Raw genomic sequence first — 25,009 nt, 5'->3', positions numbered from 1 at the left:
AATACGTGCGCTATTACAACCAAGACCGTATCCTAGAAAAATTAGGCTACCTGACGCCCAAAGAATTTGGGGCGCAAGCAGCCTAAAGAGGTGTTTTATATGTGTCTCAAATCGCTATGTCAGTCTACAGGCATGTGTTTTTTTAATTTTCGTGGGTGGATCAGATATTGAAACTTTCAATCACGATTCGTCTGCCTGTACTTAAGGTGAATTCAAAGCGGTCCCGTTTCTTTTTGTAATAAGTGAAGTGATGCTGTACGGCACACACTTCAACACCGTTGTCGAAGGTAATGAAGTTCACGCCTTCTTTGATTTTTTGGTTTCCGAGGAAAACAAGGTGGTTGTGGCAAAAGATACTATCATAAATAGAATAACCCAGGTTGTTTAAGGCTGTTGTAAACTGATGAAAAGCATCATCAGAAATTTCTTCTAATAAATTCTCCAACGAATACAATATATTCTTCTTTATTTGAATTCGATCGCCATTTTCGATTCTTATTCGCTCATACGGTGTGACAATGATTCCATCTTCTAAAAGAACACCAGCGAGCCAGTCTCCATCTCGATACACCTTTAATTCATGATTGAGGTAAAATTCGAGCTCAGACTCTTCCTCTGCATCGATTTCGAAAAAAAACCATGTACCCTCTTCGAATAAAGCAGTGCCTTCGGAATAGGATCTTTTTTGGGATTTTAAAATGTTTGATCGAAATATGTTGCTCAAGTGAATATCCCTCCTTAACTACATTTCTTGTCATAATTATCATATTTCATTCATGTAAAGATTGATTGAGACAATTAACCATTTCTCTGTGAAGGCATAGAATAATTTATGTGTCAGTGAGCCCAATTTGTTTGAGTAGAAAGTGAGGATGATCACCATGTGCGGAATTACAGGTTGGATCCATTATAAACGAGATTTGACGAATCAAAAAGAAGTGGTGGAAAAAATGGCAGAAACCCTTTCTAAAAGAGGGCCGGATGAAACGAACGTATGGATGGATCAACATATTGCCTTTGGTCATAAGCGGTTAATTGTAGTCGATCCCAAAGGTGGAAGGCAGCCAATGACCCTTCACCATAACGACCACCTTTTCACCATTTGCTACAACGGGGAACTTTATAATACAGAGGATTTACGACAAGTACTTATTGAAAAAGGATATACATTCAAGGGACATTCCGATACAGAGGTCCTATTAACTTCTTATATTGAGTGGAGAGAAGAATGTGTTCACCATTTAAATGGCATTTTCGCCTTTGCCGTATGGGATAGTGAGAAGGAGCATGTATTTTTAGGAAGGGACAGAATGGGCGTAAAGCCTTTATTTTATTTTGAGAAAGATGAGGGGATTCTTTTCGGTTCGGAAATTAAAGCACTGTTGGCTCATCCAGATGTTTTGCCCCAGGTAGACCTTCAAGGATTAGCGGAAGTGCTCGGACTCGGTCCATCCCGGACTCCCGGTAATGGTGTATTCAAAGGGGTGAAAGAACTGCGTCCCGCCCATGCGATGCTCTTCACGAAAGAAGGCTTGAGAGTATGGAGATACTGGAATGTAAAAAGTGAGGAGCATACCGATTCATTTATCGAAACGGTTTCAAAGGTACGCTTTCTGCTTACGGATGCCATCCAGAGGCAGCTTGTTTCCGATGTGCCCCTATGTACATTCCTATCTGGTGGCCTCGATTCCAGCGCTATAACAGCAGTGGCAGCAAATCGGTATAAAGAAGAAGGAAAAGGGAATCTCCATACGTACTCCATTGATTATGAGGAAAATGATCAATACTTTAAAGCAAGTGATTTTCAGCCGAATTCCGATGCTCCTTGGATTGAAAAGATGACATCAGAATTCGATACGATCCATCACAGCTGTGAGATCAGCCAACAGGAATTAAAGGACCATTTGATTGAGGCAGTCCATGTAAGGGACCTGCCGGGCATGGCGGATGTGGATTCATCTCTCTTATGGTTCTGCCGGGAAATTAAACATGACTTTACTGTAGGACTGTCCGGGGAATGTGCTGATGAAATCTTTGGTGGCTATCCGTGGTTTCATCGCCCCGAAGACTTCAATCGCAGAGGTTTTCCATGGATGCGCTCCACAGCTGAACGACAGGGCCTTTTGAAGGAAGAGTGGAGTAAGAAATTAAACCTCGAGGAATATGTCCTGGAGCAATATGATCGCACAGTTGCAGAAACCCCGTTATTAGAAGGGGAAAATGAAGTGGAGACCAAAAGAAGACAATTATTCTATTTAAATTTACTCTGGTTCATGACGACATTGTTAGACCGGAAAGATCGCATGAGTATGGGGGCGAGCCTCGAGGTCAGGGTGCCGTTTGCCGATCATAGACTTGTAGAGTATGTATGGAACATTCCGTGGGAGATGAAAATGCACGAAGGAAGAGAGAAGGGCATCTTGAGAAAGGCTCTCGAAGGAGTGCTTCCCCATGAGGTCCTGTATCGAAAGAAAAGTCCGTATCCGAAAACCCATCACCCGGAATATACGAAACTGGTCGGAGATTGGCTCAATGAAATTCTTGAAGACAAATCAAGTATTCTCTATGAATTGTTTGATGAAAAAAAGCTCAAAGATATTGTCGCAACCGGCGGAGCGGCTTTTGAAGTGCCCTGGTACGGGCAGCTCATGACCGGCCCTCAGCTCCTCGCCCATCTCGCCCAGATCCATGTGTGGTTCAAGGATTATAATATTGAGATTGTGGAATAAGCAAATAATGAGAAAGCGGATAAAAATTAAGAGAACGGTACTAACATAGATTTAAAGTAATAATAATCAGAAAAGGGGCATAGTAAAAAGGGATAGTATCCTTTTATATGCCTCTTTTTAGCGATCTTTAGAAGGAAACTACGATGGCTTATTTGGTGTTAAATAGCAAAAAGTGCAAGGAAAAGGACCCTATTGTGGTCTCTAAGGGTTTGAGAATGGTAGGACAAGCCCAATTGGAAGGAAATAAACAAGTTTATTTGGTCAATAGAGTTTACTATTTCTTTCTGGTGGAAAAGTATTGTATAAGTATTGTATAATAATTGTACAAATAAAATACATTGGAGGCTATAACGATGGCCAAAAAAATAATCGTCATCGGTGCGGGTCCCGGAGGCTTGGCAGCGGCAATGCTTCTTGCCAGTAAGGGGTACAAAGTAGAAGTATTTGAGAAGCAATCATTTATAGGCGGACGAAATGGTTCCTTTACGATGGATGGGTATACGTTCGATATTGGGCCGACATTCTTGAGTATGCCGGAAATTGCAGAAGAATTATTCGAGGCTTCAGGAAGAAACCTTCATGATTATGTTGATTTACGGGAGCTCTCCGTAATGTATGAGCTCATCTTTAAAGATAAAAAAGTGCAAATGTTTAAAGATCCTGAAGCATTAGCCCGGGAAATTGAACGTCATTATCCAGGGAATTCAAAGGGATACACCCGGTTCATGAATGATACCCGTAAAAAAATGGAACGGCTAAAACCGATTTTACAAAGCCCTATGGATCGATATTATCAATATATCAGTTGGAAGGTTTTGAGGGCGCTCCCTCAATTATCATTGGGGAAATCGTTATATAGTGTGTTAAGTGATTACTTTACAGACCATGAATTGCGATTGGCGTTTACCTTTCAATCGAAATATTTAGGGATGTCCCCTTGGGAGTGTCCGGGGGCATTCTCCATATTGTCTTTCATGGAACATGAGTACGGTATCTTTCACCCGATCGGCGGGGTGAATCAATTATCCAAAGCCATGGCAGAAGTCGTGAAGGAGCATGGAGGCTCTATCCATCTAAGTGAAGGGGTCAAGAATTTGTGGATGGAAGACGGTAAAGTCGTGAAGGGTGTCAGTACAGATGCTGGAAAGAACATAGCGGCAGATGAGGTCATTATTAACGGGGACTTTGCCTATTGTATGAGCAATCTGGTGGAAGATGGTGTATTAAAGAAATACAGTAAAGAAAAACTAAAAAAGAAAAAATATTCCTGCTCCACATTTATGATCTATCTGGGAATCGATACACAATATGATCTTCCGCACCACAGTATCCTGTTTGCAGAGGACTATAAGAGAAACGTTGAAGAAATAACGGGAACGTATACGCTTCCGGAAGATCCCTCTATATATATGCAAAATGCATCAGTGACAGATTCGACACTGGCGCCGCCAGGTCATTCCACATTATATATCCTTGCTCCGGTTCCGAATAATGTTAGCGGAATTGATTGGACAGAGAATGAAGAAACCTTCCGTGATCTGGTATTGGATTCGGTGGAGCGTAAAACGGGTTTAGAGAACATTCGAGATCATATAAAGGTTGAAAAGATCATCTCTCCCCATCATTGGGAATCGGACTTCAACATCTATCAAGGGGCTACCTTCAACCTTGGTCACCAATTAAATCAGATGATGGCTCTACGGCCTCATAACAAATTTGAAGAGCTGGAAAATTGTTGGTTAGTCGGAGGAGGGACTCATCCTGGAAGTGGATTACCTACAATATTAGAATCAGCCAGGATCACGACTAATATGCTGATGAATGAAGATCCTTCCTACTCATTCACCAAAGAACGTACGATGGAGGAAGCTCTATGAAAACAGCAGTGGTAGGATCGGGAATAGGTGGATTGATAGCGGGATTGTTATTGGTGAAGGATGGTCATGAAGTTACTGTCTATGAGAAAGAGTCGACCATTGGCGGGCGGCTTACCTTTGTTCAGGAAGGGGATTATAAAATTGATAAAGGGCCGACTATTGTACTACTCCCTAACATGCTTCTATCCATCCTTCTGGAGGCAGGTATTGACACGGGTGAAATAGAATTCGTTCGTTGTGATCCCCTCTATGATGTTCACTTTGCAGATGGGCAATCGTATACGAAATATGCCGATATCCATAAGCAATATGAAGAAATCAAGGAGAAGTTTCCGGGGGATGAAGAGGGATTTCTTCAATTTATGAGTGATATGGAGGAACGATTTACAATCGGGAAGCCACAATTCCTTGAATCATCTTTTCTTAAAACAGGGGATTATCTTAACCGTCAAACAATGGGAGCACTACTTAAGTTAAAGGCCTACAGGAATGTGATGGGCAACTTAAAGCACTATTTTCATCATAGAAAACTTCAGACCGCTTATGGTCTTCAAACTCTGTACATTGGTGGGAATCCTTACTCGACTCCAGCCATTTACAGCTTGGTATCTTTCAGTGAACATAAGCATGGCATTTACTATATAAAAGGTGGGTATGCGGGCTTGCTGGACCATGTCAAGGACGCGTGCGACCGAAATGGCATCAGGATCAAAACCTCTTCTCTTGTTTCTGAAATCGAAACGACAGGAGATAAAGCGACTCATATCGTCATCGGGGCTCACAGGGAACCAATCGACTCGGTTATTATCAATGGGGATTTTCCCACAGCATCAAAATTAGTAAAGAAGAAAGCACCAAAATCGTATAAACCTTCATCAGGCTGTGTGCTTTTATACATGGGAGTGGACGGGAACTTTGATGACAAGCAAATGCATCAATTTTATTTAAATGAAGATTTCGCAAGGAATATGGAGGACATTTTCAAGAATAAGAGAATTCCTAAGGAACCTTCTTTTTATGTATTCAATCCCTCCAAGGTCGATTCCTCTCTTGCGCCTGAAGGTAAGAGTGTTCTGTATGTTCTAATCCCTGTTCCAGTTTCGGATCAAGTGGACTGGGGGGAAACTTCAGAAATTCTTTCCAACCATGTATTGGATACAATGGAAAAAAGGGGATTCGAAGAGCTTAGACAACGGATCACGTGGATGAAGATCAGAACGCCTGAGGATGCTCTGCAGGAGGGGTTATATTCCGGTGGGAGCTTTGGGATAGCCCCCAGCTTAGGACAATCAGGTCCATTCAGACCACAGGTACAACCGTTTCCGGAGAAGAACATCTTTGCTGTCGGAGCGTCCATTCACCCTGGTGGAGGTGTACCGATTGTCATGCAGGGTGCAAAGCTCGTTGCGGAAGCCTTTAAAGAACATTACAAGACTGAATCAGAAAGGAAGGATGTGTCCTTACATGAACAAGATCTCAGAAGCATACGATCATTGTGAAAATATCATTAAACTTCATTCCAAAACATTTTACAGAGCATTTTCCCTGTTACCGAAAGATCAAAAGAAGGCTGTATGGGCTGTTTATGCATTCTGTCGTAGAGTAGATGATATCGTTGACGAGGACACGAACCCTTCTGAGGAATTAAGTCATTTCGAGAAGGAATTCGAATCCTGCTTGGACGGTTATGATCATCGTGATGCTCCTATGTGGGTCGCCTTGGGTGATGTGTTTAAACGTTTTAACATGGATGTTCAAGCTTTCAGGGACATGATTAAGGGACAAAGAATGGACATCTGTGAAAGAGAATACGTGAAAATGGACGATGTCCTGGACTATTCATATCACGTTGCGAGCTCTGTAGGTTTAATGCTCATGCCTATTCTTGCCCCCGGGAAAGAACAGCATTTGAGGGAAGATGGTATTTATCTTGGATATGCCATGCAGCTGACCAACATATTAAGGGATATCGGTGAAGATCTTGAAAGAGGAAGATTATATATTCCTCAGGATTTATTAGTGAAATATGAATATACCATAACTGATCTTAGGGAGCACAGAATGAACGATGCTTTTCAGTCCATATGGGAAGAGATGGCCGGGCATGCTGAATATTATTATGATAAAGCTTTCCGTACCATGAATCTCTATCCTATGTACTCGAGAACCCCCGTAAAAAGTGCTGCCTTATTATATCGCGCGATTCTGGATGAGGTCAGAAATAATCACTATAATGTGTTTTCCAAAAAGCACTTTATATCAAAAGATGTAAAAGAGAAAATCATCACGTCCATCTCATAATAGGCTCATATGGAGGCGTAATAGACGCCATCCATATGAGCTTGTCTTTGTCTGAAAATCATTTTTGAAGTAAAAAAAGAGCCGCATAAAGCAGCTCTTCCTCCTGGTTAAATTGTGTTTCGTTGGTTCATGTCATTCACTTTACCTGTTCCAATCGAGTTCAATCGTTCAACTAAATCAGATCCGAATGGAGAAGTGGAAGAGACATTTGATTCCAATACGGTATCCTTTAATTCGTAGGCATTGGAACCATGCTCTGTAAAATCAAGTCCCGAGAGCTCTTCTTCACGGGAAACGCGAATACTTGATACTCTCGTTACGATGAAGAGAAATCCTCCAACGGTAATGGATGTCCAGGCGATGACTGCCAACACGCCGAGAGCTTGAGTGGCAACTAAAGAAGCACCTCCACCATATAGTAAACCGTTTTGAACATCGAACAATCCTACCGCCACAGTACCCCATACTCCACAAATTCCATGTACAGCAATGGCTCCGACAGGGTCATCGACCTTTAATTTCGAATCGATGAATGTTACAGCTTCCACCAGGATGACTCCGGCAATCAAACCGATAATGAGAGAGCCTGCCAGTGATACATTAGCACAGCCGGCGGTAATTCCGACAAGACCTCCAAGGGCACCGTTTAGTGTAAGAGATGGGTCAATTCGTTTAAATCGGATCAATGTATAAAAAGCGGAAGAGAGAATGGCGGCTGATGCTGAGAATAAAGTTGTAGTAATGACTTGTGGAACTAGGGTCGGATCGGCTGCCAGGCTGCTGCCTCCGTTAAATCCGAACCAGCCGAACCAGAGAATGAACACACCCAGTGCGCCGATCGGTATGTTATGACCTGGAATGACATTCACTTTTCCCTTGCTGTATTTACCGACGCGGGATCCCAGGAAGAGGACCGTGATGAATGCGCCTACAGCACCAGTCAGATGAACAACAGTGGAACCGGCGAAATCGACGAATCCAAGCTCTGAAAGCCAGCCGCCCCCCCACACCCAATGACCCACAATCGGATAGATGATTCCCGTCATAGCAATGGTTAAGAGGATATAGCTTTTAAGTTTCATCCGTTCGGCAACAGCCCCGGAAATGATCGTTGCACAAGTAGCCGCGAAGACCGATTGGAACAGGAAGAAACCGATATCTTCACGACCTGACAGAAAGAAACTATCCGTTCCAATAATTCCACCAGATGTCCCTCCGAACATGAAACCAAATCCAACGATGAAATATAGAACAGTGGCAATGGCTACCGTCAAAAAGTTTTTCATTAGGATATTGAGTGAATTCTTGGCGCGGGTGAATCCAGTTTCCACCATCGCAAATCCTGCATGCATGAAGAATACAAGAACAGCTGCGATCATGACCCACAGGGAATCAACGGAAGCTTGAACAGATTCAGCCGTAGGGGCGGCAGCGAATGCATGGGTACATATGAACAAGGACAAAAGGAATAAAACAGAAATTTTTCTTATCAATGGAATCCCTCCAAAAATTGGTATTTGGCCGTGACGGATGGAATAGATAAAGGACTGTTCAACTATAAGACTGCTTTTTTTCCACGTTCACCTGTCCTGATTCGAATCACATCCTCAACAGGATAGATGAAGATCTTCCCGTCTCCCACGGTTTCAGTACTGCAATGCTCCACGATGAGATCGATGATATCTTCCACCTGTCCATCGTCCACTATCATTTCCACTTTAATGCGGGGAACCAATTGAAGTTCGAATTTGTTTCCCCTGAAGATTCCTTGTTTTCCTTTTTGTTTCCCGCAGCCTGCTGCTTCCGATACAGTCAGGCCGCTGAAGCCTCGAAGGCATAATGCTTCTCGTAAAGACAAAAATGCTTCTGCCCGAATAATCGCTTCTACTTTTTTCATGGATATTTCCTCCTTTGATTTTTGTTTTCTCGATTTATCACTTCTTTGATGTGAGGTTATGTGACATGAATTAGTTATATTATTTATCATATTCAGAAAATAACAAAAGTTCAAGTGTTAATTTGATATGAAAGCGTTTTTATGTAAAAAAAGTTAACATTGTTTTATGGGTGCGCTTTCATTTCAGGATAAAAAAAGAGTCAGCTCGAGTTGCGAGCTGACTCTTTTGGATGGGGGATGAAGGTCCGTCCCTCTAAACGGCGTCCCTGTCACTTTGGGTGAAGCGTTTGTGGATCCATACTTTGGATCGCCAGCGTTTGAGCATGATGATGCCCCGTAGCCATTCATCAGCTATGAAGGAAATCCAGATTCCAATCAGGCCAAGTCCGAACCAGATCCCGAGAATATAGGAAAGGGTTACACTTACTCCCCACATTGATAAAATCCCCATATATACCGGGAATCGTACGTCTCCGGTGGCTCTCAGTGCATTAATGACAACAAGGTTGAAGCTTCTCCCCGGTTCGAGGATGATAGTCAGATAGATCAACGTCTTCCCAAGGGAAATGATGTCTTCGTTGTTTGTGAAAATCCGGAGGAGAGGTTCTGCAGCAACGGAAAAAATCCCTGCCATGATAAGTGAGATCATAATCGCGATTTTTAAACTTTTCAAGCATCGTTCGTACGCACTGTCAAATTCCCTGGCGCCAATCATATGACCGATGATGATCTGTGTCCCCTGACTTATGGCGACGCTGAATAAGAAAATGAACATCATAAGGTTTTGAGCATATACCTTCGTCGTCAAAGCGTTCGTCCCGATGCTTGCAATGAAGTAGGTAATGACCATTTGAGACCCATTATAGGAAAGGTGTTCTCCTGCGGAGGGGATCCCGATGCGCAATAAGTTTTTCACGTGAGAAACAGGCAGCCTGAATAATCTTCTTATTGGAAGTGCATTTGGAATTCGCTTCCTAATGACGATCATGCTCACGATGAATCCGATCAGTCTCGAGGTGATGGTGGAAATGGCAACCCCTTCTACACCTAATACCGGGAAACCCAGGGGGCCGAATATAAATAAATAATTTCCAATCACATTTACGATATTCATTCCGATTGTGATATACATGGCATCTTTCGTATATCCGTAGCTCCTCATAATGGATCCTGCCGTCATGATCAGAGCCTGGATGAAAGCGAAGCCGCCTACGATTTGTAGATAGGAAGAAGCTTCATTCATTAGGGAGGGGGGGAGATCCATCGATAATAGTATCGGATTGCTAAAAAACACAAGAGCGATACTTAATAAGAGCCCGAATAGTAAATTGACAGCAATGGAGACGATGGAAACCTCTCCAGCCAATCGGTTCTCATCCGCTCCTAAATGCTGTGCCACGAGAATGGCTGTACCCGTCGCCACAAATCCGAACATCACAATGATAAGGGAAAGGATCTGATTGGATACCCCGACTGCTGCAACCGAGTCATCCGAGTATTGACTCAGCATTAATGTATCGGCGTTTCCCATCAGCATATGAAGGAAGATTTCAATAAATATCGGCCAAGTCAAGGCGAAAAGGGTCATTTTTTTTTGGTTAATACTCATAAGGTTTCTCCTTTATTTGGCCAGGATTGAGAAGGCCTTGTCAGCTTCTGAATAGATAAGGGGACTAACCATTGTGGTATAGTCCCGCCTTTTACTTACACATTTCTTAACTAAAATTGCAAAATCGCAAATCCGTATCCATCCAGTGCTACTTCAATGAATTCCGCTTCAGCAGCAAATTCCTCACCACTCCATAGATTTACGATCTTCTTCCCTTTTAATTCAAAAGGTAGAGAATAGGTTGTTGCTTCTTCACTGCAGTTTAAAAGAACCATGATTGTTTCCTCTCCGTTTGATTTAGTAAAGGAAAGACAATGCTCGTTCTTGTCTCCGGGTAAAAAGGAGAGGTTCCCTTCATTACGTAATAAAGGATATTGGTTTCTGAGAATGATATGCTTTTGAATATGCTTGAAGAGATCGCTGTTGTGTTGATCTTCCTCCCAAGGGAAACACTTTCTGCAACCTGGATCCTGTTCGCCGGTAAGACCGATCTCATCCCCATAATAAATACACGGCGTGCCTGTAAAAGTAAGCATAAAGGTGTATATTTGTTTTGTTCGCCGGATATCCTCACTACATTCTGTCAACACACGGGGGGTATCGTGACTACCAACAAGGTTAAAGTTCACTTCGTTTACAGTTTTTGGATACATATGGACGACAGATGTCATATTCTCAACGAATTGGGAAGGAGAAATGGTTTGACTGGCAAACAGGTTCAAAAGATTCGTTGTAAATGGGTAGTTCATGACCGCGTCGAACTGGTCGCCCCTCAGCCAAGGCATAGAATCATGCCAGATTTCACCGAGAATGTAAACGTCAGGTTTTATACTTTTGACTTCTTTTCTGAACTCACGCCAGAAGTGGTGATCGACTTCGTTTGCAACATCCAGACGCCATCCATCAATATCGAATTCTTGTATCCAGTAGCGCCCAACCTCTAACAGATAGTTCCGTACCTCTTCGTTTTCAGTGTTTAACTTCGGCATGGAGGCTTCGAAGGCAAAGGTATCGTAATTAGGCGGCTTGCTCTCGATATCCAGAGGGAAATCATGGACATGGAACCAATTGTGGTAAGGAGATTTTTCCCCTTTTTCAAGTACATCCTGGAACGGCTCGAAATAGAATCCACTATGATTAAATACCGCATCCAGCATCACTTTGATCCCGTTCTCATGACAGGTCCTGATCAATTCCTTCAGTGTCTCTTTTGAACCAAACTGTGGGTCGATCTCAAAATAATCAATGGTGTCATATTTATGATTAGAATGTGCTTTGAAGATTGGAGTGAAATAGATTCCTGAGATACCCAGTTTTTTTAAATAAGGGATGTTTTGGATCACGCCGACCAAGTCGCCACCAAAAAAATTGGTCGGAGTCGGAGCTGCACTATTCCAACCGAGGACACCTTCAGGATCATTATCAGGGTTCCCGTTCGCAAATCGTTCCGGAAATATTTGATACCACACTGTATTCTTTACCCAGGAAGGGGCGTCAAACACATCGATGGAATTTATGAAAGGAAAGCAAAAATAATCTCCAATATCAGTAGAAGGGGACTCGTTGAACCCTTTTTCTCCATAAAATATTTCCTCTGCTTCGTCTTGAAGCAGGAATCCATAACGAAGGCGCCTGAATGGAGGGGAGATCGGTGCGAACCAGTAATCAAACAAGTGATCGGTACCCGTTAACACCATATCTTCCCGATCATATACCCAATCTCCGTCTTCCCATTGATAAGGGTCACCATGCAGGAGAGTGATGTGGTTTACATCATTCTTTTTGGTACGTAGACGGATGTGTAATTCATTATTTGCGCAAGCGTATGCATAATTATCTTTCGGTCTATGATATATAGCTTCCAATTGCATCGTCGTTCCTCCTCGTGTTTATTTCATTTAAAGAGTATTCTAAACGAGCTTCTATGTCAATAAAACGTATAAGGAGAGGTAAAGCATATTCCTATATTTCTTTCTACTATAAAAAATTTTCAAAAAAGTATTGTCAAAAGAATTATAGTTTGTATAATAAGAGGTAGGTTGTGCAATCGTTTTCACAAAGGGTGTAAGCGGTATCTTTGTAGTGAAAGTCAGACGTGTGCAAGCGTTTGTTCAATCTGAATTGTGAATCAATAGTTTTTACCATACTTAGGAGGGGTCGAGATGAAGAAAGCGTTATCATTACTAATGGTAATCATGCTTGCGCTGGGGGCGTTGGCTGCTTGTGGTCCAAACCGTGAGGAAGGATCAGGAAGTGACAGCGGAGAGAAAAAAACTGACGATGCAAACAAACCTGAAAAACTGGTTGTCTGGGAAGATCAAGAGAAAACTGGATGGCTTGATGAAGTAGGTGCCAAGTTCGAAAAAGAGACAGGCATCAAAGTAGAAGTGAAAGAAGTCGAAATGGCTACAAAAATGAAAGAACAATTACGTTTAGACGGTCCAGCGGGAACAGGCCCGGACGTATTAACATTACCTCATGACCAGATCGGTGAGCTTGCTCTTGCAGGGCATATCGCTCCTTTAGCAGTGGATGGGGACGTTGAAAAGCGTTTCACTGAGTCTTCCATGACAGCTGAGAGTTATGATGGGAAATTATATGGTCTTCCAAAATCTTCAGAAACACCAGTATTCATTTACAATAAAGCACTGATGGAAGAAGCTCCAAAAACAATGGATGAAGTATATACATTCTCTAAAGATTTCACGAAAGATGGGAACTATGGTTTCTTGGCTCTATGGGACAACTTCTATTTCGCACATGCACCAATTGGTGGATTTGGCGGATATGTATTTGCTGAAAAAGATGGAGCATTAGACGCGAAGGATCTTGGCTTAAATAATGAAGGCGCTGTAGAAGGTACTGAATATATTCAAAAATGGTACTCAGAAGGATTATTCCCTAAAGGAATCATCGGAGAAAATGGCGGATCTGCACTTGATGGATTATTCGGCGAAGGGAAAGTTGCTTCTGTCATGAACGGTCCCTGGTCTTTCCAAGGATATAAAGATGCCGGTATCGACATTGGTATTGCTGCTATGCCTAAGCTTCCAAACGGGGAGCCAATGAAAACGTTCATGGGTGTTAAAGGCTGGCATGTGTCAGGCTACTCTAAAAACAAAGAGTGGGCACAAAAATTCATCGAGTTCATCACTCAAGATGAATATGCTAAATTACGTTTTGAACAAACACAAGAAGTCCCAACAAACCAAGGGTTGATCGACGATCCTGCGATCGCTGATAACCCGGGTGCAAAAGCAGTGGCGGAGCAATCTCAATATGCGGTTCCAATGCCGAATATCCCTGAAATGGGAGAGGTGTGGGGACCAATGGCTGATTCACTTCAAACGGTTGTAACCGGTAAGCAAGAGCCAAAAGCGGCTCTTGATGCAGCGGTGAAACAAATCGAGCAGAACATTGATGCGAATCACTCTAACTGATATGAAACATAGCGGTACCTTCTCATACTGAGAGGTACTGCTATCCTTTTAAAGACCTATTCAAGGGCTTTTTAAGGGAAAAAGAAGTTCTTTTCTTAAAAAGCTCATGAAGCTTATCAAATTGTGAACGTAGAAAGGGGAATATAGGATGGAGCAACAATCCTATCAAACAAACAAAAGAAAAACAGCACTGGCCCTTTCCCTAATCCCTGGTTTAGGTCAGATGTATCATAGGCAGTTTATGAAAGGCGGATTCTTCCTGATCATGACAGCCGCCTTTATCCTTGTCTTTAGAGATTTGATCGGCTACGGATTATGGGGAATTACAACCCTTGGGACAGATATCTCATACGGAGATCATTCCATTTTCTTAATGGTATACGGTATCTTGGCCATTATTGTATCTATATTTGGAATCGGTTTTTACTTGTTTAATCTTCGGGACGCGTATAAGAACGGAGAAAAGAGAGACAGGGGAGAGAAGCTAAGTACGATCCGAGAGCAGTACAAAAATCTGGTCGACAATGGCTTTCCGTATCTCATTATGTCTCCGGGATTTTTACTGCTAGTGTTCGTGGTCATCTTCCCGATCATTTTTGTCGTCCTATTGGCGTTTACAAACTACGATTTGTATCACTCTCCACCGGCGAAGTTAGTCGATTGGGTAGGGATTCAAAACTTTGTTGATATCTTCAAGATTGATATTTGGAGAGAAACATTCATCACCGTACTTGCATGGACTCTCGTTTGGACATTCGGTGCGACAACTCTTCAAGTCGCTCTTGGTGTATTCCTGGCGATCCTTGTCAATCAAAAAGATTTAAAAGGGAAAGCCATCATCCGTACGGTGTTCATCCTGCCTTGGGCAATTCCGGCATTCGTTTCTATTCTCGTTTTTGCTGGTATGTTCAATGAATCATTCGGGACGATCAACCGGGATATCTTAGGATTCTTAGGTATTGAAGGACTACCATGGATGACAGAGCCGATGTATACTAGGATTGCCCTCATTGGTATTCAAGCCTGGTTAGGCTTCCCGTTCATATTTGCCATGACAACAGGAGTGCTTCAATCAATTCCTGATGAGCTGTATGAAGCAGCGACGGTTGACGGGGCATCAGCTTTCCAGAAATTCAAGAACATTACCCTGCCACTTGTCCTTTTTGCAACGGCACCAATCATCATTACGCAATACACATTTAACTTTAATAACTTTAATGTGATTTACTTGTTCAACGGCGGCGGGCCTGCTTTAACCGGACAGAATGCAGGTGGAACAGATATTCTTATTTCTTGGATTTACAGTCTGACAATGACATCAGCACAGTATTCGAAAGCCGCTGCCATCACATTATTATTATCCATCATCGTGATCACTGTAGCGATCTGGCAGTTCAAGAGAACGAAGTCATTCCAAGAAGAGGATATGATGTAATATGAATATGAAGAGACAGAAACTCATACGTTTGACCCTTTCATACGCAGCTATCGGAATCATGTTTGCCATCATCCTTTATCCGGTTGCCTGGATCATCGGATCTTCATTTAATCCAGGTCAAAGTTTATCCGGTTCATCCATCATTCCTAAGAATGCAACATTGGCACATTATAAGGAACTGTTTGATCTGGAAAAAAGCAACTATATGCTTTGGTACTGGAATTCATTGAAGGTCAGCCTATCCACGATGGCCCTTACGGTTTTACTTGTCAGTTTAACGGCTTATTCATTCTCCCGATACCGCTTTGCCGGTCGGAAGAATGGACTGATGACATTTTTGATTTTACAAATGATTCCGAACTTTGCTGCTTTGATCGCCATTTTTGTTTTAGCCTTACTAACAAAATTATTAGATACTCACATCGGTTTAATCCTGGTGTATGTTGGTGGTCAAATCCCAATGAACACATGGTTGATGAAAGGGTATCTGGATACGATTCCAAAAGAGCTTGATGAATCAGCCAAGATGGACGGAGCTGGCCACCTGCGTATCTTCTTCCAGATCGTCATGCCCCTTGCGAAACCGATCATTGCGGTTGTTGCATTGTTTTCTTTCATTGCACCATTCGCAGACTTTATCATTGCAAGTATCCTTTTACGCTCAGAGAAAATGTACACATTACCGGTAGCCTTATATGACATGGTGGCAAAACAATTTGGAGCAGAATTTACAACATTTGCTGCAGGATCTGTACTCATTGCTGTTCCGATTGCCCTATTATTCCTGTTCTTCCAGAAATACTTCGTTTCAGGATTGACGGCAGGGGGTACAAAAGGATAATCTTATAGGCGTTACTAACATTTTTAGGAGGAGCGGAGATGAAAAGAAGAGTATTATCTCTCATTTTAGTCCCGTTTCTTCTTTTTTACGCCCTACCGGTAGGTGCAGTTGAAAAAGAAGAACGAAAATGGCAGGATGAAACCATTTATTTTCTAATGGTCGATCGCTTTAATAATGGGGATACAAGCAATGATAAGAATGTAAACACAGAGGACCCAAAAGCCTATCAAGGCGGGGATTTCCAAGGGGTCATCGATAAGCTGGATTATATCAAGGATATGGGATTCACCGCCATTTGGCTTACCCCGGTCTTTGATAATCAACCAATGGGCTATCACGGATATTGGATTACCGACTTCTATAAGACAGAAGAACATTTCGGATCGATGAAAACGTTCAAAAAGCTTGTGGAAGAAGCCCATAAACGTGATATGAAAGTCATGCTGGACTTTGTGGTGAACCATGTCGGTCCTGAACACCCTTGGGTGGATGACCCTGAAAAAGAGGACTGGTTCCATGAGAATCAACCTATGAATTTTAATGATGAAGAAAGTCTACAGAATGCGTGGTTATATGATCTTCCTGATTTAAATACAGAAAATCCCGAAGTGAAAGACTACCTGTTCAATGCTGCAAAGTGGTGGATAAAGGAAACCGATATAGATGGGTATCGTCTTGACACTGTACGTCATGTCCCTCAAGAGTTCTGGGATGAATTCAGTGATGAAGTGAAGTCGGTGAAAGAAGACTTCTACCTGTTGGGTGAGGTGTTCGACCGTGATCCCGAGAAGATAGCAGCTTACAATGATGTGGGGATCGATGGTTTCGTCAATGTCCCTCAAGCAGAAGAAATGCGTTCAGTCTTCCAAAAACCGGATACCTCCATGGAACGCCTGTTTAACTTTTGGAAATACAATGAAAGCGATTATAACAATCCTTATCTGATGGGAACCTTCATTGATAATCATGACATGGAACGATTTACGAGAATGCTTGTTCAAGAGAAACTTTTCCCGGGAACGAGATGGAAGCTTGCATTGACTTATATGTACACAACACCGGGGATCCCGATTGTTTATTACGGATCCGAAATAGCGATGGATGGGGGGGATGACCCTGACAATCGCCGCTTTATGAATTTCAGGACGGATGAAGAACTGATTGACTATACCACTCGATTGGGAGAGATTCGTCAAGAATATCCCGCCCTGACGAGAGGGGATATCCAACCGATCTACGAGAAGGATGGTATGGGAATCTTTAAGCGAACGTACAAGGATCAGACAATCGTCATAGCGATCAACAACACGAGCGAAACACAAAATGTTCAATTAACAAAAGAAGATTTAGCAGAAAATCATGAGTTAAAAGGGTTGATTAGTGATGACCTAGTGCGCAGTGATAAGGCTGGAAATTATCATCTTGTCCTTGACCGTGAAGAAGCAGAGATTTATATGCTTAAAAACAAGAGTGGACTGAACTATCCTTACCTATTCGCATTGGGAACCATGTACTTCTTATTCCTTCTCTTCCTCTATCTCGTGTGGAAACGGGGAAAAGATAAGAAGAAGCAAAAGTAAGAAATAATAAGAGCAGGGCCACTTGCGTAAGCCCTGCTGCCTTTTTTAAACATAATAAATTGGAAGCGTTTTAATCTAATGACAAGAGCAGCCCGCCTGGAGGTTCGCTTTTTTAAATGAGGGGGGTGGAACCAATGGCGGTCACTATAAAGGATGTTGCGAAGCTTGCAAATGTAGCGCCATCTACGGTTTCGCGAGTGATAGCAAACAATCCGAGAATAAGCGAAAAAACAAAACAAAAAGTACGGGAAGCGATGGAACATCTGGGGTATCACCCTAATTTCATAGCAAGAAGCCTGGCAAATCAATCCACTCAAGTGTTAGGGCTTGTATTACCAGGGTCGGCCAGTACTTTTTCACAAAATCCATTCTTTCCTACAGTATTAAGAGGGTTAAGTGAAGGGGCTCAGGAAAAACAGTATGCCCTTCAAATGTCCACTGGTCAATCCGAAGAGGAAATTTTTGAAGGCGTCGTCCAGATGGTTCAGGGTGGACGGGTGGACGGCATCATCCTGCTTTACTCAAAGGTGGAAGATAAGGTGATGAATTACTTGAAGGATCGGGACTTCCCGTTCGTGGTGATCGGAAAACCTTATAAATATAGTGAAGAAATTACACATGTGGATAATGATAACTACAGGGCGACGAAGGAAGTAACAGATTATCTTCTGGAGCTTGGGCATAAATGCATCGGCTTTATCGGTGGGGATCTAAATCTCGTTGTGACGGTCGAGCGATTGTTAGGATATGAAAAGTCTCTGCGTGATGCGGGAATCGATATGAATAGTGAATACATTATTCATGAAGAATTCCTTCGAGAAGGGGGACGTGAAGCCATCAATGAGCTCATGCAATTGGCGGACCCTCCGACTGCACTGGTCGTAGCAGATGATCTGATGGCACTTGGTGTTTTGAACACACTGGATGAGATGGGCATTCGTGTTCCTGATGACATATCCATTGTCAGCTTTAATAACGTGCTCCTTGCTGAAATGTCCAGGCCGCCGCTTACTTCAGTGGATATCAATATTTTTAATCTTGGGAATGAGGCAGCGAAAAGCCTGATTCAAAAAATTGAAAACCCGAAAGAGCCTATCAAGAGAATCATTGTTCCACATCATCTTGTGACACGAAGTTCCTGCAGTGAACGAAACGTGAATTCAAAATAAATAGCGACTGAGGCGTGTGACGCTCCCACGAGGAGAGAAATCACAAGCTCCAGTCGCTTTTTAACTTATCCGTTGATGACGGTCCCGCCATTGATATGAATCATCTGTCCTGATACATAGCTGGAATCATCGCTTGCAAGATACACATAGGCAGGTCCTAATTCAAACGGTTGTCCAGCCCTGCCGAGAGGTGTGTTTCCTCCAAATTCAGATACTTTTTTAGAACTGAAAGTAGACGGGATCAGTGGAGTCCAAATCGGGCCGGGAGCGACCCCGTTCACTCTGATTCCATCGGAGGCGATATTTTCTGCCAGGGAGCGGGTGAAGCTGACAATGGCCCCTTTAGTAGAAGAATAATCGATTAGATCTTTATTCCCTTTATAGGCTGTAATCGATGCTGTATTAATGATTGATGCTCCTTTTTTTAGATGAGGAAGAGCTGCTCTCGTCAAGTAAAACATGGAGAATACATTCGTTTTAAAGGTACGCTCTAATTGTTCATCGCTAATATCCGTCAGTCCGTCTTGGGGATGCTGTTCACCAGCATTATTTACCAGTATATCAAGCTTGCCGAACTCTGAAATTGTTTTATTCAGGATATCTTTGCAAAAAGTGGAGCTACCGATGTCCCCTGGAAAGAGGATGCATCTGACTCCTTCAGCTTCTACCAGTTCCTTCGTTTTATTTGCGTCTTCATGCTCATCCAAGTAAGAGATTGCCACATGTGCTCCTTCCTTTGCAAAAAACCAGGCAACCGAACGGCCGATCCCGCTGTCGCCGCCAGTAATGAGGGCGATCTTTCCATCTAATTTCCCGCTGCCTTTATAATTTTGATCCGTATGAATAGGTTGAGGGTTCATATCATCCACCGTACCAGGCTGATGATCCTGGTGCTGAGGTGGAAATGTTTGTTTTTTTTGCTGTTGAGACAATGAAAACACTCCTTTTAGGTTTTGGTTTCTTAGGATAGTGTTTACCCGGAAAAAATTATTATTAACCTATTTTTTAGCATATGTAGGGGAGCTTTTTTCTGTAGAAGCATGATCCATTAAACAAGCATACCTATATATATAGCAGGCCTCTCACCTAGAGAAGCCTGCCTGTTCACTCCTTATTCATTAACCCGGCGCCCTTATATCCAATCATATTCAACAACCCTTTGGGAGAAGAGAAGGGAGGGGCGTAGCAGGTTTCGATTTCCTGGAGATCGGTAACCGTCAACCCGCCATAAATGGAAGTGGCCAGGATGTCAATTTGTTTGTCGACACCTTCACCTCCTACAACATTCCCCCCAAACAGCTTACCGGTTTCAGGACAAAAATGGACTCTTACAGATACGTCCAGTGCCCCGGGGTAGTAGCCGGCATGTGACTTCCCTTCATGCAGGGCCGTTTTATAAGTGTATCCTTTTTCCTTTAACTCTTTCTCCCCCAGTCCCGTTGCAGCAATGGCAAGATTGAAAACTTTGGCTATCGCCGTTCCAAGCATGCCCTTAAAAGGGACGGGGTTTCCTGATAGATGACTTGCGATGATGAAGGCTTGACGATGGGCGGGCCAGGCCAGGGGGACTTGTTTCGGAGTACCATCAATGAAATCGATGGACTCGACAACATCACCGACAGCATAAATGGAGTCATCGTCCGTTTGCATAAACTCGTTACTTACGACACCTCCTGATTCTCCAACTGATAACCCGGCTTGCTTTGCCAGTTGGTTCCGGGGCTTCACGCCGACTGAAAGAAGAATGAAATCCGAAAGTAGCGTTTCGCCGCTTTCGAGTTTTAACGTACACTCAGGCAGTACTTCTTTCAGACCATCATTCGTATACAACTGAACACCCTGCTCGGTGATATGATCCTGCAATACATTAGCCGTCTCATCATCAAGGATGCTGATGACGTGTTCAGATCTTTCCACGATATTCACCTTCATGCCAAGATGAGTGAAGTTTTCAGCCATTTCCACCCCGATGAATCCACCGCCTATGATGGTGCAGGTTTTAGGCTTTGAGGTTTCTACGAACTGTTTGATTCTATCCATGTCTTCAACAGTTCTGAGATGGAAGGCGGGGATTTGATGAAGACCGGGAATATCGGGCAGAAAGGGAGATGCACCGGTTGCGATGACCAGATAATCATAAGCTTCTTCGTAATCCCGGTTATGGTCATGATTCCTTATAAGTAATGATTTTTTTTTCCGGTTGATTTGTAACGCTTCGTGATGCATTCTGACATCGATATTTTTTTTTGTATGTAATTTTTCCGGAGTAGCGGCGAATAAACTTTCCCGGTCTTTGATCACATCTCCTAAATAATATGGCATTCCGCAAGCGCCATAGGATAAATATGATGTTTTTTCGAGAAGGACAATCTCAATATCATTGTCGATCTTCCTGATTTGAGATGCAGTCGTGGCTCCTCCTCCGACGGCTCCAATAATGATGACTTTTCTCTTCATGTTTTTCCTCCTAAATGAAAGAAGTCTAATGGATTTATTGTACCCATTAGACTTCTTTAAAAAACCGTTTTAACGGAAGTTTACGTATTGTACATCTATAGAAAGATCTGCTTCACGAATGGCTGCGATGATTTTTTGGAGATCGTCTTTGCTTTTACCCGTAACACGGACTTGATCATCTTGAACTTGGCTCTTTACTTTCACACCGGAATTTTTTATGATTGTGTTGATTTTTTTTGCATTGTCTTTATCAATTCCCTGAACAAGCTTCGCACGCTGACGGACTGTCCCGCCTGATGCACCTTCAAGCTTGCTGTAGTCCAGGTTCTTCACAGGAACATTACGCTTGATCAATTTACTAATAAGGACGTCCTTCAGTTGATTCATTTTAAATTCATCATCGGATACGAGAACGATTTCTTCACCATCTAGTTTTATGTCGCTCTTGCTACCTTTGAAGTCATAACGTGTTTGTACTTCTTTTAACGCGATTTGGATCGCATTACTCACTTCAGACATATCCACTTTGGATACGATATCAAATGAACTTTCCTTTGCCATATGTAACCCCTCCATACTTTTTCTCTTTTCATTATAGACAAGCTGTGATGGTACATACAACTTCTATGGTTGGATTGGGTTGTTTTTTTGGAGAATGGATGGACTGAGTCGAGTCGAGACAAAGTGTTATTTGAATTGGAAGCGTATAAGGTAAATGCTTTCGTCAGACTATCCAACGCAAAAAGACACCAGCTCTATTGAGAACTCGTGTCTTCCATGCAGGTGGATCTCTTACAAATGATCCGTCTTTTTTGAGTATTGATTTTTACCGGCTTTCCGGTTAACTTCTTTGATTTTATTCTTTTCCTGTCTCAGTGCATTGTTGTCTCTAGCCTTTTTTTCATTATCAGATGTATGTGGCATAATTTATAACCCCTTCCTAATCAGATCTCTCGCTTAGTATGAGGAAGCGAAGAGGAGTTTATGAGTGCCCGTTTAAGAAAAATATGGCTAAGGTACCTGTTCCTGTATGAGATCCTATTGCGCATCCAATAATACTGATGTAAACATCCTTCGGGGTAAACCTTTCTTCTATGAGCTGTTTCATTTCAAGGGCAAGTTCTTCGTCATCCCCGTGACTGATGGCGATGATCTGGTCGGAGAAGTCTTCACTACGTTCTTCCATTAAATCCAGAATGCGTTTAAGTAGTTTCTTTTTTCCGCGTATTTTTTCAATTGGGACAAGCTTTCCATCTTCCACATGCAGAAGAGGCTTGATGTTCAGAAGTCCACCTAGGAAGGCTGATGCTTTGGAGACTCTACCGCCTTTTGCAAGGTATTCAAGGTCTTCTACAGTGAATAGATGTTCCATATGGTCGGAGTTAAATCGGGCTGCCTCAATGATTTCTTCTTTTGTGCAACCGTTCTTAAGGAGTTCGGCCGCTTTCATGACGACCAATCCGTAACCGAGAGAAGCACATTTTGAATCAATGATAGTCAGGTCAAGATCCGGGTAATCCTCTTTAACCTGATCTCGAATCATGACAGCTGTTTGATACGTACCAGATAACTGGGAAGAGAAGGCAACGTAAATACCCGATTGATTCGACTCAGCTAGCCTTGTGAACTTTTTTAGAAAAAGGTCTGGTGAGACTTGAGAAGTCTTCGGGAGATGTCCGTCCCTGATTTTATTAAATACGGTTTTCGGTTCAATGGTGATTAAATCCTCGTAGTCTTGACCATCTATATGTACTTTAAGTGGCAGAAGTTCTATGTTGTGCTCGGTGAAATAGGCTGCAGGCAGGTCGCTTGCACTATCTGCAAATAATTTTACTGTCATTCTCATCATCCTTTGACTTATCTTATAACTTTAGTCTAGCTATTTTGAATGAAAATAACAATCGATTGAACACGAATTTATGATAAAAGATGAATGGTAGAGGGAGTTTAGTTAAGATGTAATGTGGAACATAGAAAATAACAACAAGATGCAGGAGGTATGTGTATGTCGAGAGATTATGTTCAATTAGAGGCGAAGAAGTTTGTCGTAGTACTGGTAGGATCCTTGTTAGGGGCCATTGCCATGAACTTTTTTCTTATTCCGGCAAATGTGTATGCGAGTGGCTTTACGGGACTTGCCCAGCTGCTCTCAAGCGTGCTGAAGGAGTTTGCCCCATTTAATATTTCAACAGGTATTTTATTATTTATCCTCAATATCCCTGTAACCATTTTGGGATGGCTGAAGGTGGGCCGTTCCTTTACGGTGTATAGCTTTATTTCAGTGTTTTTGACTTCCTTTTTCCTGGAAGTGATTCCTGTCATTAAATTATCACCTGATATCCTTCTGAATGCTGTCTTCGGTGGGGTCATTGCCGCTGTCGGGGTCGGGATTACGTTGAAATGGGGGGCTTCCACCGGAGGGATGGATATTATCGCCATGATCCTCTCAAGAATGAAGGATAAGCCGGTTGGATCTTATTTCTTCTTAATGAATGCTGTTATCATAACGTCTGCAGGATTCCTGTACGGCTGGGAAAAAGCATTGTATACGCTAGTCACACTATATGCTTCCACACGTGTCATTGATGCCATTCATACACGTCATGAGAAGCTGACAGCAATGATTGTTACAAAGAAATCGAATGAATTACGTGAAGCCATACATTCCAAATTGGTGAGGGGAATTACGACTTTACCCGCCAAAGGGGCTTTTTCCGGTGAAGATAAGGAAATGTTGATCATCGTCATATCACGCTATGAACTTTACGAGCTTGAACATACGATCAAGGACGTAGATCCCAATGCTTTTACCAATATCGTTCAAACAACAGGGATATTCGGTTTCTTTAGAAAAGATTAGTTTCTCATGTTTAACAAATACTATAGGTGAACCTACATAGAAAGGGGTATCACCTTGAAGGCGATCGTATATATACTTTTCAGCACTATCTTGTTTTTGGGTGCACCTATGACAACAAAAGCGGAGAAAGTTCCCTTGATTTTTTCAGTGAAAGCTATTCCCGGTGAAGAGGGGGCTGAGATTCAGCTTGTCCTTTTTAATAATTGTGAACGTGATCGCAGCATTACCTTCCCTACGAGTCAGCAGTTTGACTTTATCATCAAAAATAAGGAAGGAAGAGTGATTTATCGTTACAGTGAAGGGAAATCATTCTTACAAGCTCTCCAAACCATTCATTTGAAAAAAGGTCAAACAAAGGTATGGAATGAAAGATGGAGCTACATTCAAGGAGGCACACGTGTTCCGGAGGGTGTCTATACTATTGAAGCTTTGTTTGGTGGAGAAGACATGGAGGGTTTTAATCATCCTTTACAGGCAGTTGGATCATTTACTGTTCCGGAAGAAAATCCGTCCTTTAGGGACGTGAAGGTGCGGGAGGTTAAAGGTCGCTATACGATAAGTGGACAAGCCTGTGTATCGAATGGAAGTTTTTATTATTCAGTAGAGGATGGGCACAGAGTGCTTCTATCAGAAACCCTCCTAAAAGTGAATAAGGAAGCTCCAAACTGGTCAGATTTTTCCATTATCCTTCCGGAAATGAGAGGGAAAAACGGTAAGCTGATTATGAGTTTATATGAACGTGATGATGGGGATGGGAAGATTATACATCCATATGTTATCATCATGCCATAAAAAAAGAGGGTTGCCGGAT

The 25,009-nt window shown here is 42.5% G+C and carries 22 protein-coding genes; 12 read left to right on the top strand and 10 right to left on the bottom strand.

What is annotated here, in order from left to right; translation table 11 throughout:
- Positions 1 to 5: 5 nt before the first annotated feature.
- Positions 6 to 86 (top strand): hypothetical protein, encoded by an 81-nt coding sequence (locus BAA9072_RS24695; protein ID WP_408015236.1) that lies wholly within the window; start codon positions 6 to 8, stop codon positions 84 to 86.
- Between the two features lie 74 nt (positions 87 to 160).
- On the opposite strand, the gene BAA9072_RS14055 is transcribed toward BAA9072_RS24695, so the two are convergent.
- The gene (locus tag BAA9072_RS14055) at positions 161 to 724 is read right to left on the bottom strand and encodes a DUF2777 family protein (protein WP_201715312.1); all 564 of its coding nucleotides are present in this window, start codon (positions 722 to 724) and stop codon (positions 161 to 163) included.
- Positions 725 to 872: 148 nt separating this feature from the next.
- Between BAA9072_RS14055 and asnB the strand changes: the two genes are divergently transcribed.
- The 4 genes from asnB to BAA9072_RS14035 all read left to right on the top strand — a co-directional run bounded on the left by asnB (position 873) and on the right by BAA9072_RS14035 (position 6,907).
- On the top strand, positions 873 to 2,729 hold the full coding sequence (gene asnB, locus BAA9072_RS14050; protein ID WP_201715311.1) for an asparagine synthase (glutamine-hydrolyzing): 1,857 nt from the start codon (positions 873 to 875) through the stop codon (positions 2,727 to 2,729).
- 353 nt (positions 2,730 to 3,082) lie between these two features.
- Positions 3,083 to 4,606: a phytoene desaturase family protein gene (locus BAA9072_RS14045; RefSeq protein ID WP_201715310.1), complete on the top strand. Its 1,524-nt coding sequence runs from the start codon at positions 3,083 to 3,085 to the stop codon at positions 4,604 to 4,606.
- Positions 4,603 to 6,105, top strand: a complete 1,503-nt coding sequence (locus BAA9072_RS14040; RefSeq protein WP_201715309.1) for a phytoene desaturase family protein — start codon at positions 4,603 to 4,605, stop codon at positions 6,103 to 6,105. Before BAA9072_RS14045 ends, BAA9072_RS14040 begins: the two co-directional genes overlap by 4 nt.
- Positions 6,071 to 6,907, top strand: a complete 837-nt coding sequence (locus BAA9072_RS14035) for a phytoene/squalene synthase family protein (protein ID WP_201715308.1) — start codon at positions 6,071 to 6,073, stop codon at positions 6,905 to 6,907. The genes BAA9072_RS14040 and BAA9072_RS14035 overlap by 35 nt, the downstream gene beginning before the upstream one ends.
- Positions 6,908 to 7,014: 107 nt before the next feature.
- On the opposite strand, the gene BAA9072_RS14030 is transcribed toward BAA9072_RS14035, so the two are convergent.
- The 4 genes from BAA9072_RS14030 to BAA9072_RS14015 all read right to left on the bottom strand — a co-directional run bounded on the left by BAA9072_RS14030 (position 7,015) and on the right by BAA9072_RS14015 (position 12,284).
- Positions 7,015 to 8,400, bottom strand: coding sequence for an ammonium transporter (locus BAA9072_RS14030; protein ID WP_201715307.1), 1,386 nt, complete (start codon positions 8,398 to 8,400; stop codon positions 7,015 to 7,017).
- Positions 8,401 to 8,462: 62 nt separating this feature from the next.
- Positions 8,463 to 8,804, bottom strand: coding sequence for a P-II family nitrogen regulator (locus BAA9072_RS14025; protein ID WP_098352945.1), 342 nt, complete (start codon positions 8,802 to 8,804; stop codon positions 8,463 to 8,465).
- A gap of 253 nt (positions 8,805 to 9,057) precedes the next feature.
- On the bottom strand, positions 9,058 to 10,413 hold the full coding sequence (locus BAA9072_RS14020; RefSeq protein ID WP_201715306.1) for an MATE family efflux transporter: 1,356 nt from the start codon (positions 10,411 to 10,413) through the stop codon (positions 9,058 to 9,060).
- Positions 10,414 to 10,523: 110 nt separating this feature from the next.
- Positions 10,524 to 12,284: an alpha-glycosidase gene (locus BAA9072_RS14015; protein ID WP_201715305.1), complete on the bottom strand. Its 1,761-nt coding sequence runs from the start codon at positions 12,282 to 12,284 to the stop codon at positions 10,524 to 10,526.
- Positions 12,285 to 12,575: 291 nt separating this feature from the next.
- Here BAA9072_RS14015 and BAA9072_RS14010 point away from each other — a divergent pair, with 291 nt between their 5' ends.
- The 5 genes from BAA9072_RS14010 to BAA9072_RS13990 all read left to right on the top strand — a co-directional run bounded on the left by BAA9072_RS14010 (position 12,576) and on the right by BAA9072_RS13990 (position 18,881).
- Positions 12,576 to 13,853 carry an extracellular solute-binding protein gene (locus BAA9072_RS14010; RefSeq protein ID WP_201715304.1) on the top strand — a complete coding sequence of 426 codons (1,278 nt, stop codon included), beginning with the start codon at positions 12,576 to 12,578 and terminating at the stop codon, positions 13,851 to 13,853.
- Between the two features lie 148 nt (positions 13,854 to 14,001).
- On the top strand, positions 14,002 to 15,288 hold the full coding sequence (locus tag BAA9072_RS14005) for a carbohydrate ABC transporter permease (protein WP_201715303.1): 1,287 nt from the start codon (positions 14,002 to 14,004) through the stop codon (positions 15,286 to 15,288).
- A 1-nt stretch (position 15,289) separates the two neighbouring features.
- On the top strand, positions 15,290 to 16,132 hold the full coding sequence (locus BAA9072_RS14000) for a sugar ABC transporter permease (protein WP_079534824.1): 843 nt from the start codon (positions 15,290 to 15,292) through the stop codon (positions 16,130 to 16,132).
- Positions 16,133 to 16,170: 38 nt separating this feature from the next.
- Entirely contained in the window at positions 16,171 to 17,712 is a 1,542-nt protein-coding gene (locus BAA9072_RS13995; RefSeq protein ID WP_201715302.1) for an alpha-amylase family glycosyl hydrolase, read from the top strand.
- A 134-nt stretch (positions 17,713 to 17,846) separates the two neighbouring features.
- On the top strand, positions 17,847 to 18,881 hold the full coding sequence (locus BAA9072_RS13990; protein ID WP_201715301.1) for a LacI family DNA-binding transcriptional regulator: 1,035 nt from the start codon (positions 17,847 to 17,849) through the stop codon (positions 18,879 to 18,881).
- Between the two features lie 65 nt (positions 18,882 to 18,946).
- Here the strand turns inward: BAA9072_RS13990 and BAA9072_RS13985 are convergent, their stop codons facing one another.
- The 5 genes from BAA9072_RS13985 to BAA9072_RS13965 all read right to left on the bottom strand — a co-directional run bounded on the left by BAA9072_RS13985 (position 18,947) and on the right by BAA9072_RS13965 (position 23,178).
- A complete protein-coding gene (locus tag BAA9072_RS13985) occupies positions 18,947 to 19,813 on the bottom strand; it encodes an SDR family oxidoreductase (RefSeq protein WP_201715300.1) in 867 nt (288 codons plus the stop codon).
- Positions 19,814 to 19,985: 172 nt separating this feature from the next.
- Positions 19,986 to 21,338, bottom strand: a complete 1,353-nt coding sequence (locus BAA9072_RS13980) for a CoA-disulfide reductase (protein ID WP_201715299.1) — start codon at positions 21,336 to 21,338, stop codon at positions 19,986 to 19,988.
- A 69-nt stretch (positions 21,339 to 21,407) separates the two neighbouring features.
- A complete protein-coding gene (locus BAA9072_RS13975) occupies positions 21,408 to 21,899 on the bottom strand; it encodes a YajQ family cyclic di-GMP-binding protein (RefSeq protein WP_201715298.1) in 492 nt (163 codons plus the stop codon).
- Positions 21,900 to 22,130: 231 nt separating this feature from the next.
- Positions 22,131 to 22,262, bottom strand: coding sequence for a DUF3941 domain-containing protein (locus BAA9072_RS13970; RefSeq protein ID WP_098441051.1), 132 nt, complete (start codon positions 22,260 to 22,262; stop codon positions 22,131 to 22,133).
- A 58-nt stretch (positions 22,263 to 22,320) separates the two neighbouring features.
- Positions 22,321 to 23,178 carry a DegV family protein gene (locus tag BAA9072_RS13965; protein WP_201715297.1) on the bottom strand — a complete coding sequence of 286 codons (858 nt, stop codon included), beginning with the start codon at positions 23,176 to 23,178 and terminating at the stop codon, positions 22,321 to 22,323.
- 165 nt (positions 23,179 to 23,343) lie between these two features.
- On the opposite strand from BAA9072_RS13965, the gene BAA9072_RS13960 reads away from it, so the two are divergent.
- Both BAA9072_RS13960 and BAA9072_RS13955 read left to right on the top strand, forming a co-directional pair.
- Entirely contained in the window at positions 23,344 to 24,198 is an 855-nt protein-coding gene (locus tag BAA9072_RS13960; protein ID WP_201715296.1) for a YitT family protein, read from the top strand.
- A gap of 108 nt (positions 24,199 to 24,306) precedes the next feature.
- Positions 24,307 to 24,990 (top strand): BsuPI-related putative proteinase inhibitor, encoded by a 684-nt coding sequence (locus tag BAA9072_RS13955; protein WP_201715295.1) that lies wholly within the window; start codon positions 24,307 to 24,309, stop codon positions 24,988 to 24,990.
- The last annotated feature ends 19 nt before the right edge of the window (positions 24,991 to 25,009 follow it).

Source organism: Rossellomorea arthrocnemi, from assembly GCF_904424705.1.
Classification (GTDB): domain Bacteria; phylum Bacillota; class Bacilli; order Bacillales; family Bacillaceae_B; genus Rossellomorea; species Rossellomorea arthrocnemi.
The sequence above is the reverse complement of the archived record's forward strand: the minus strand, read 5'-3'. Positions and strand labels throughout refer to the sequence as shown.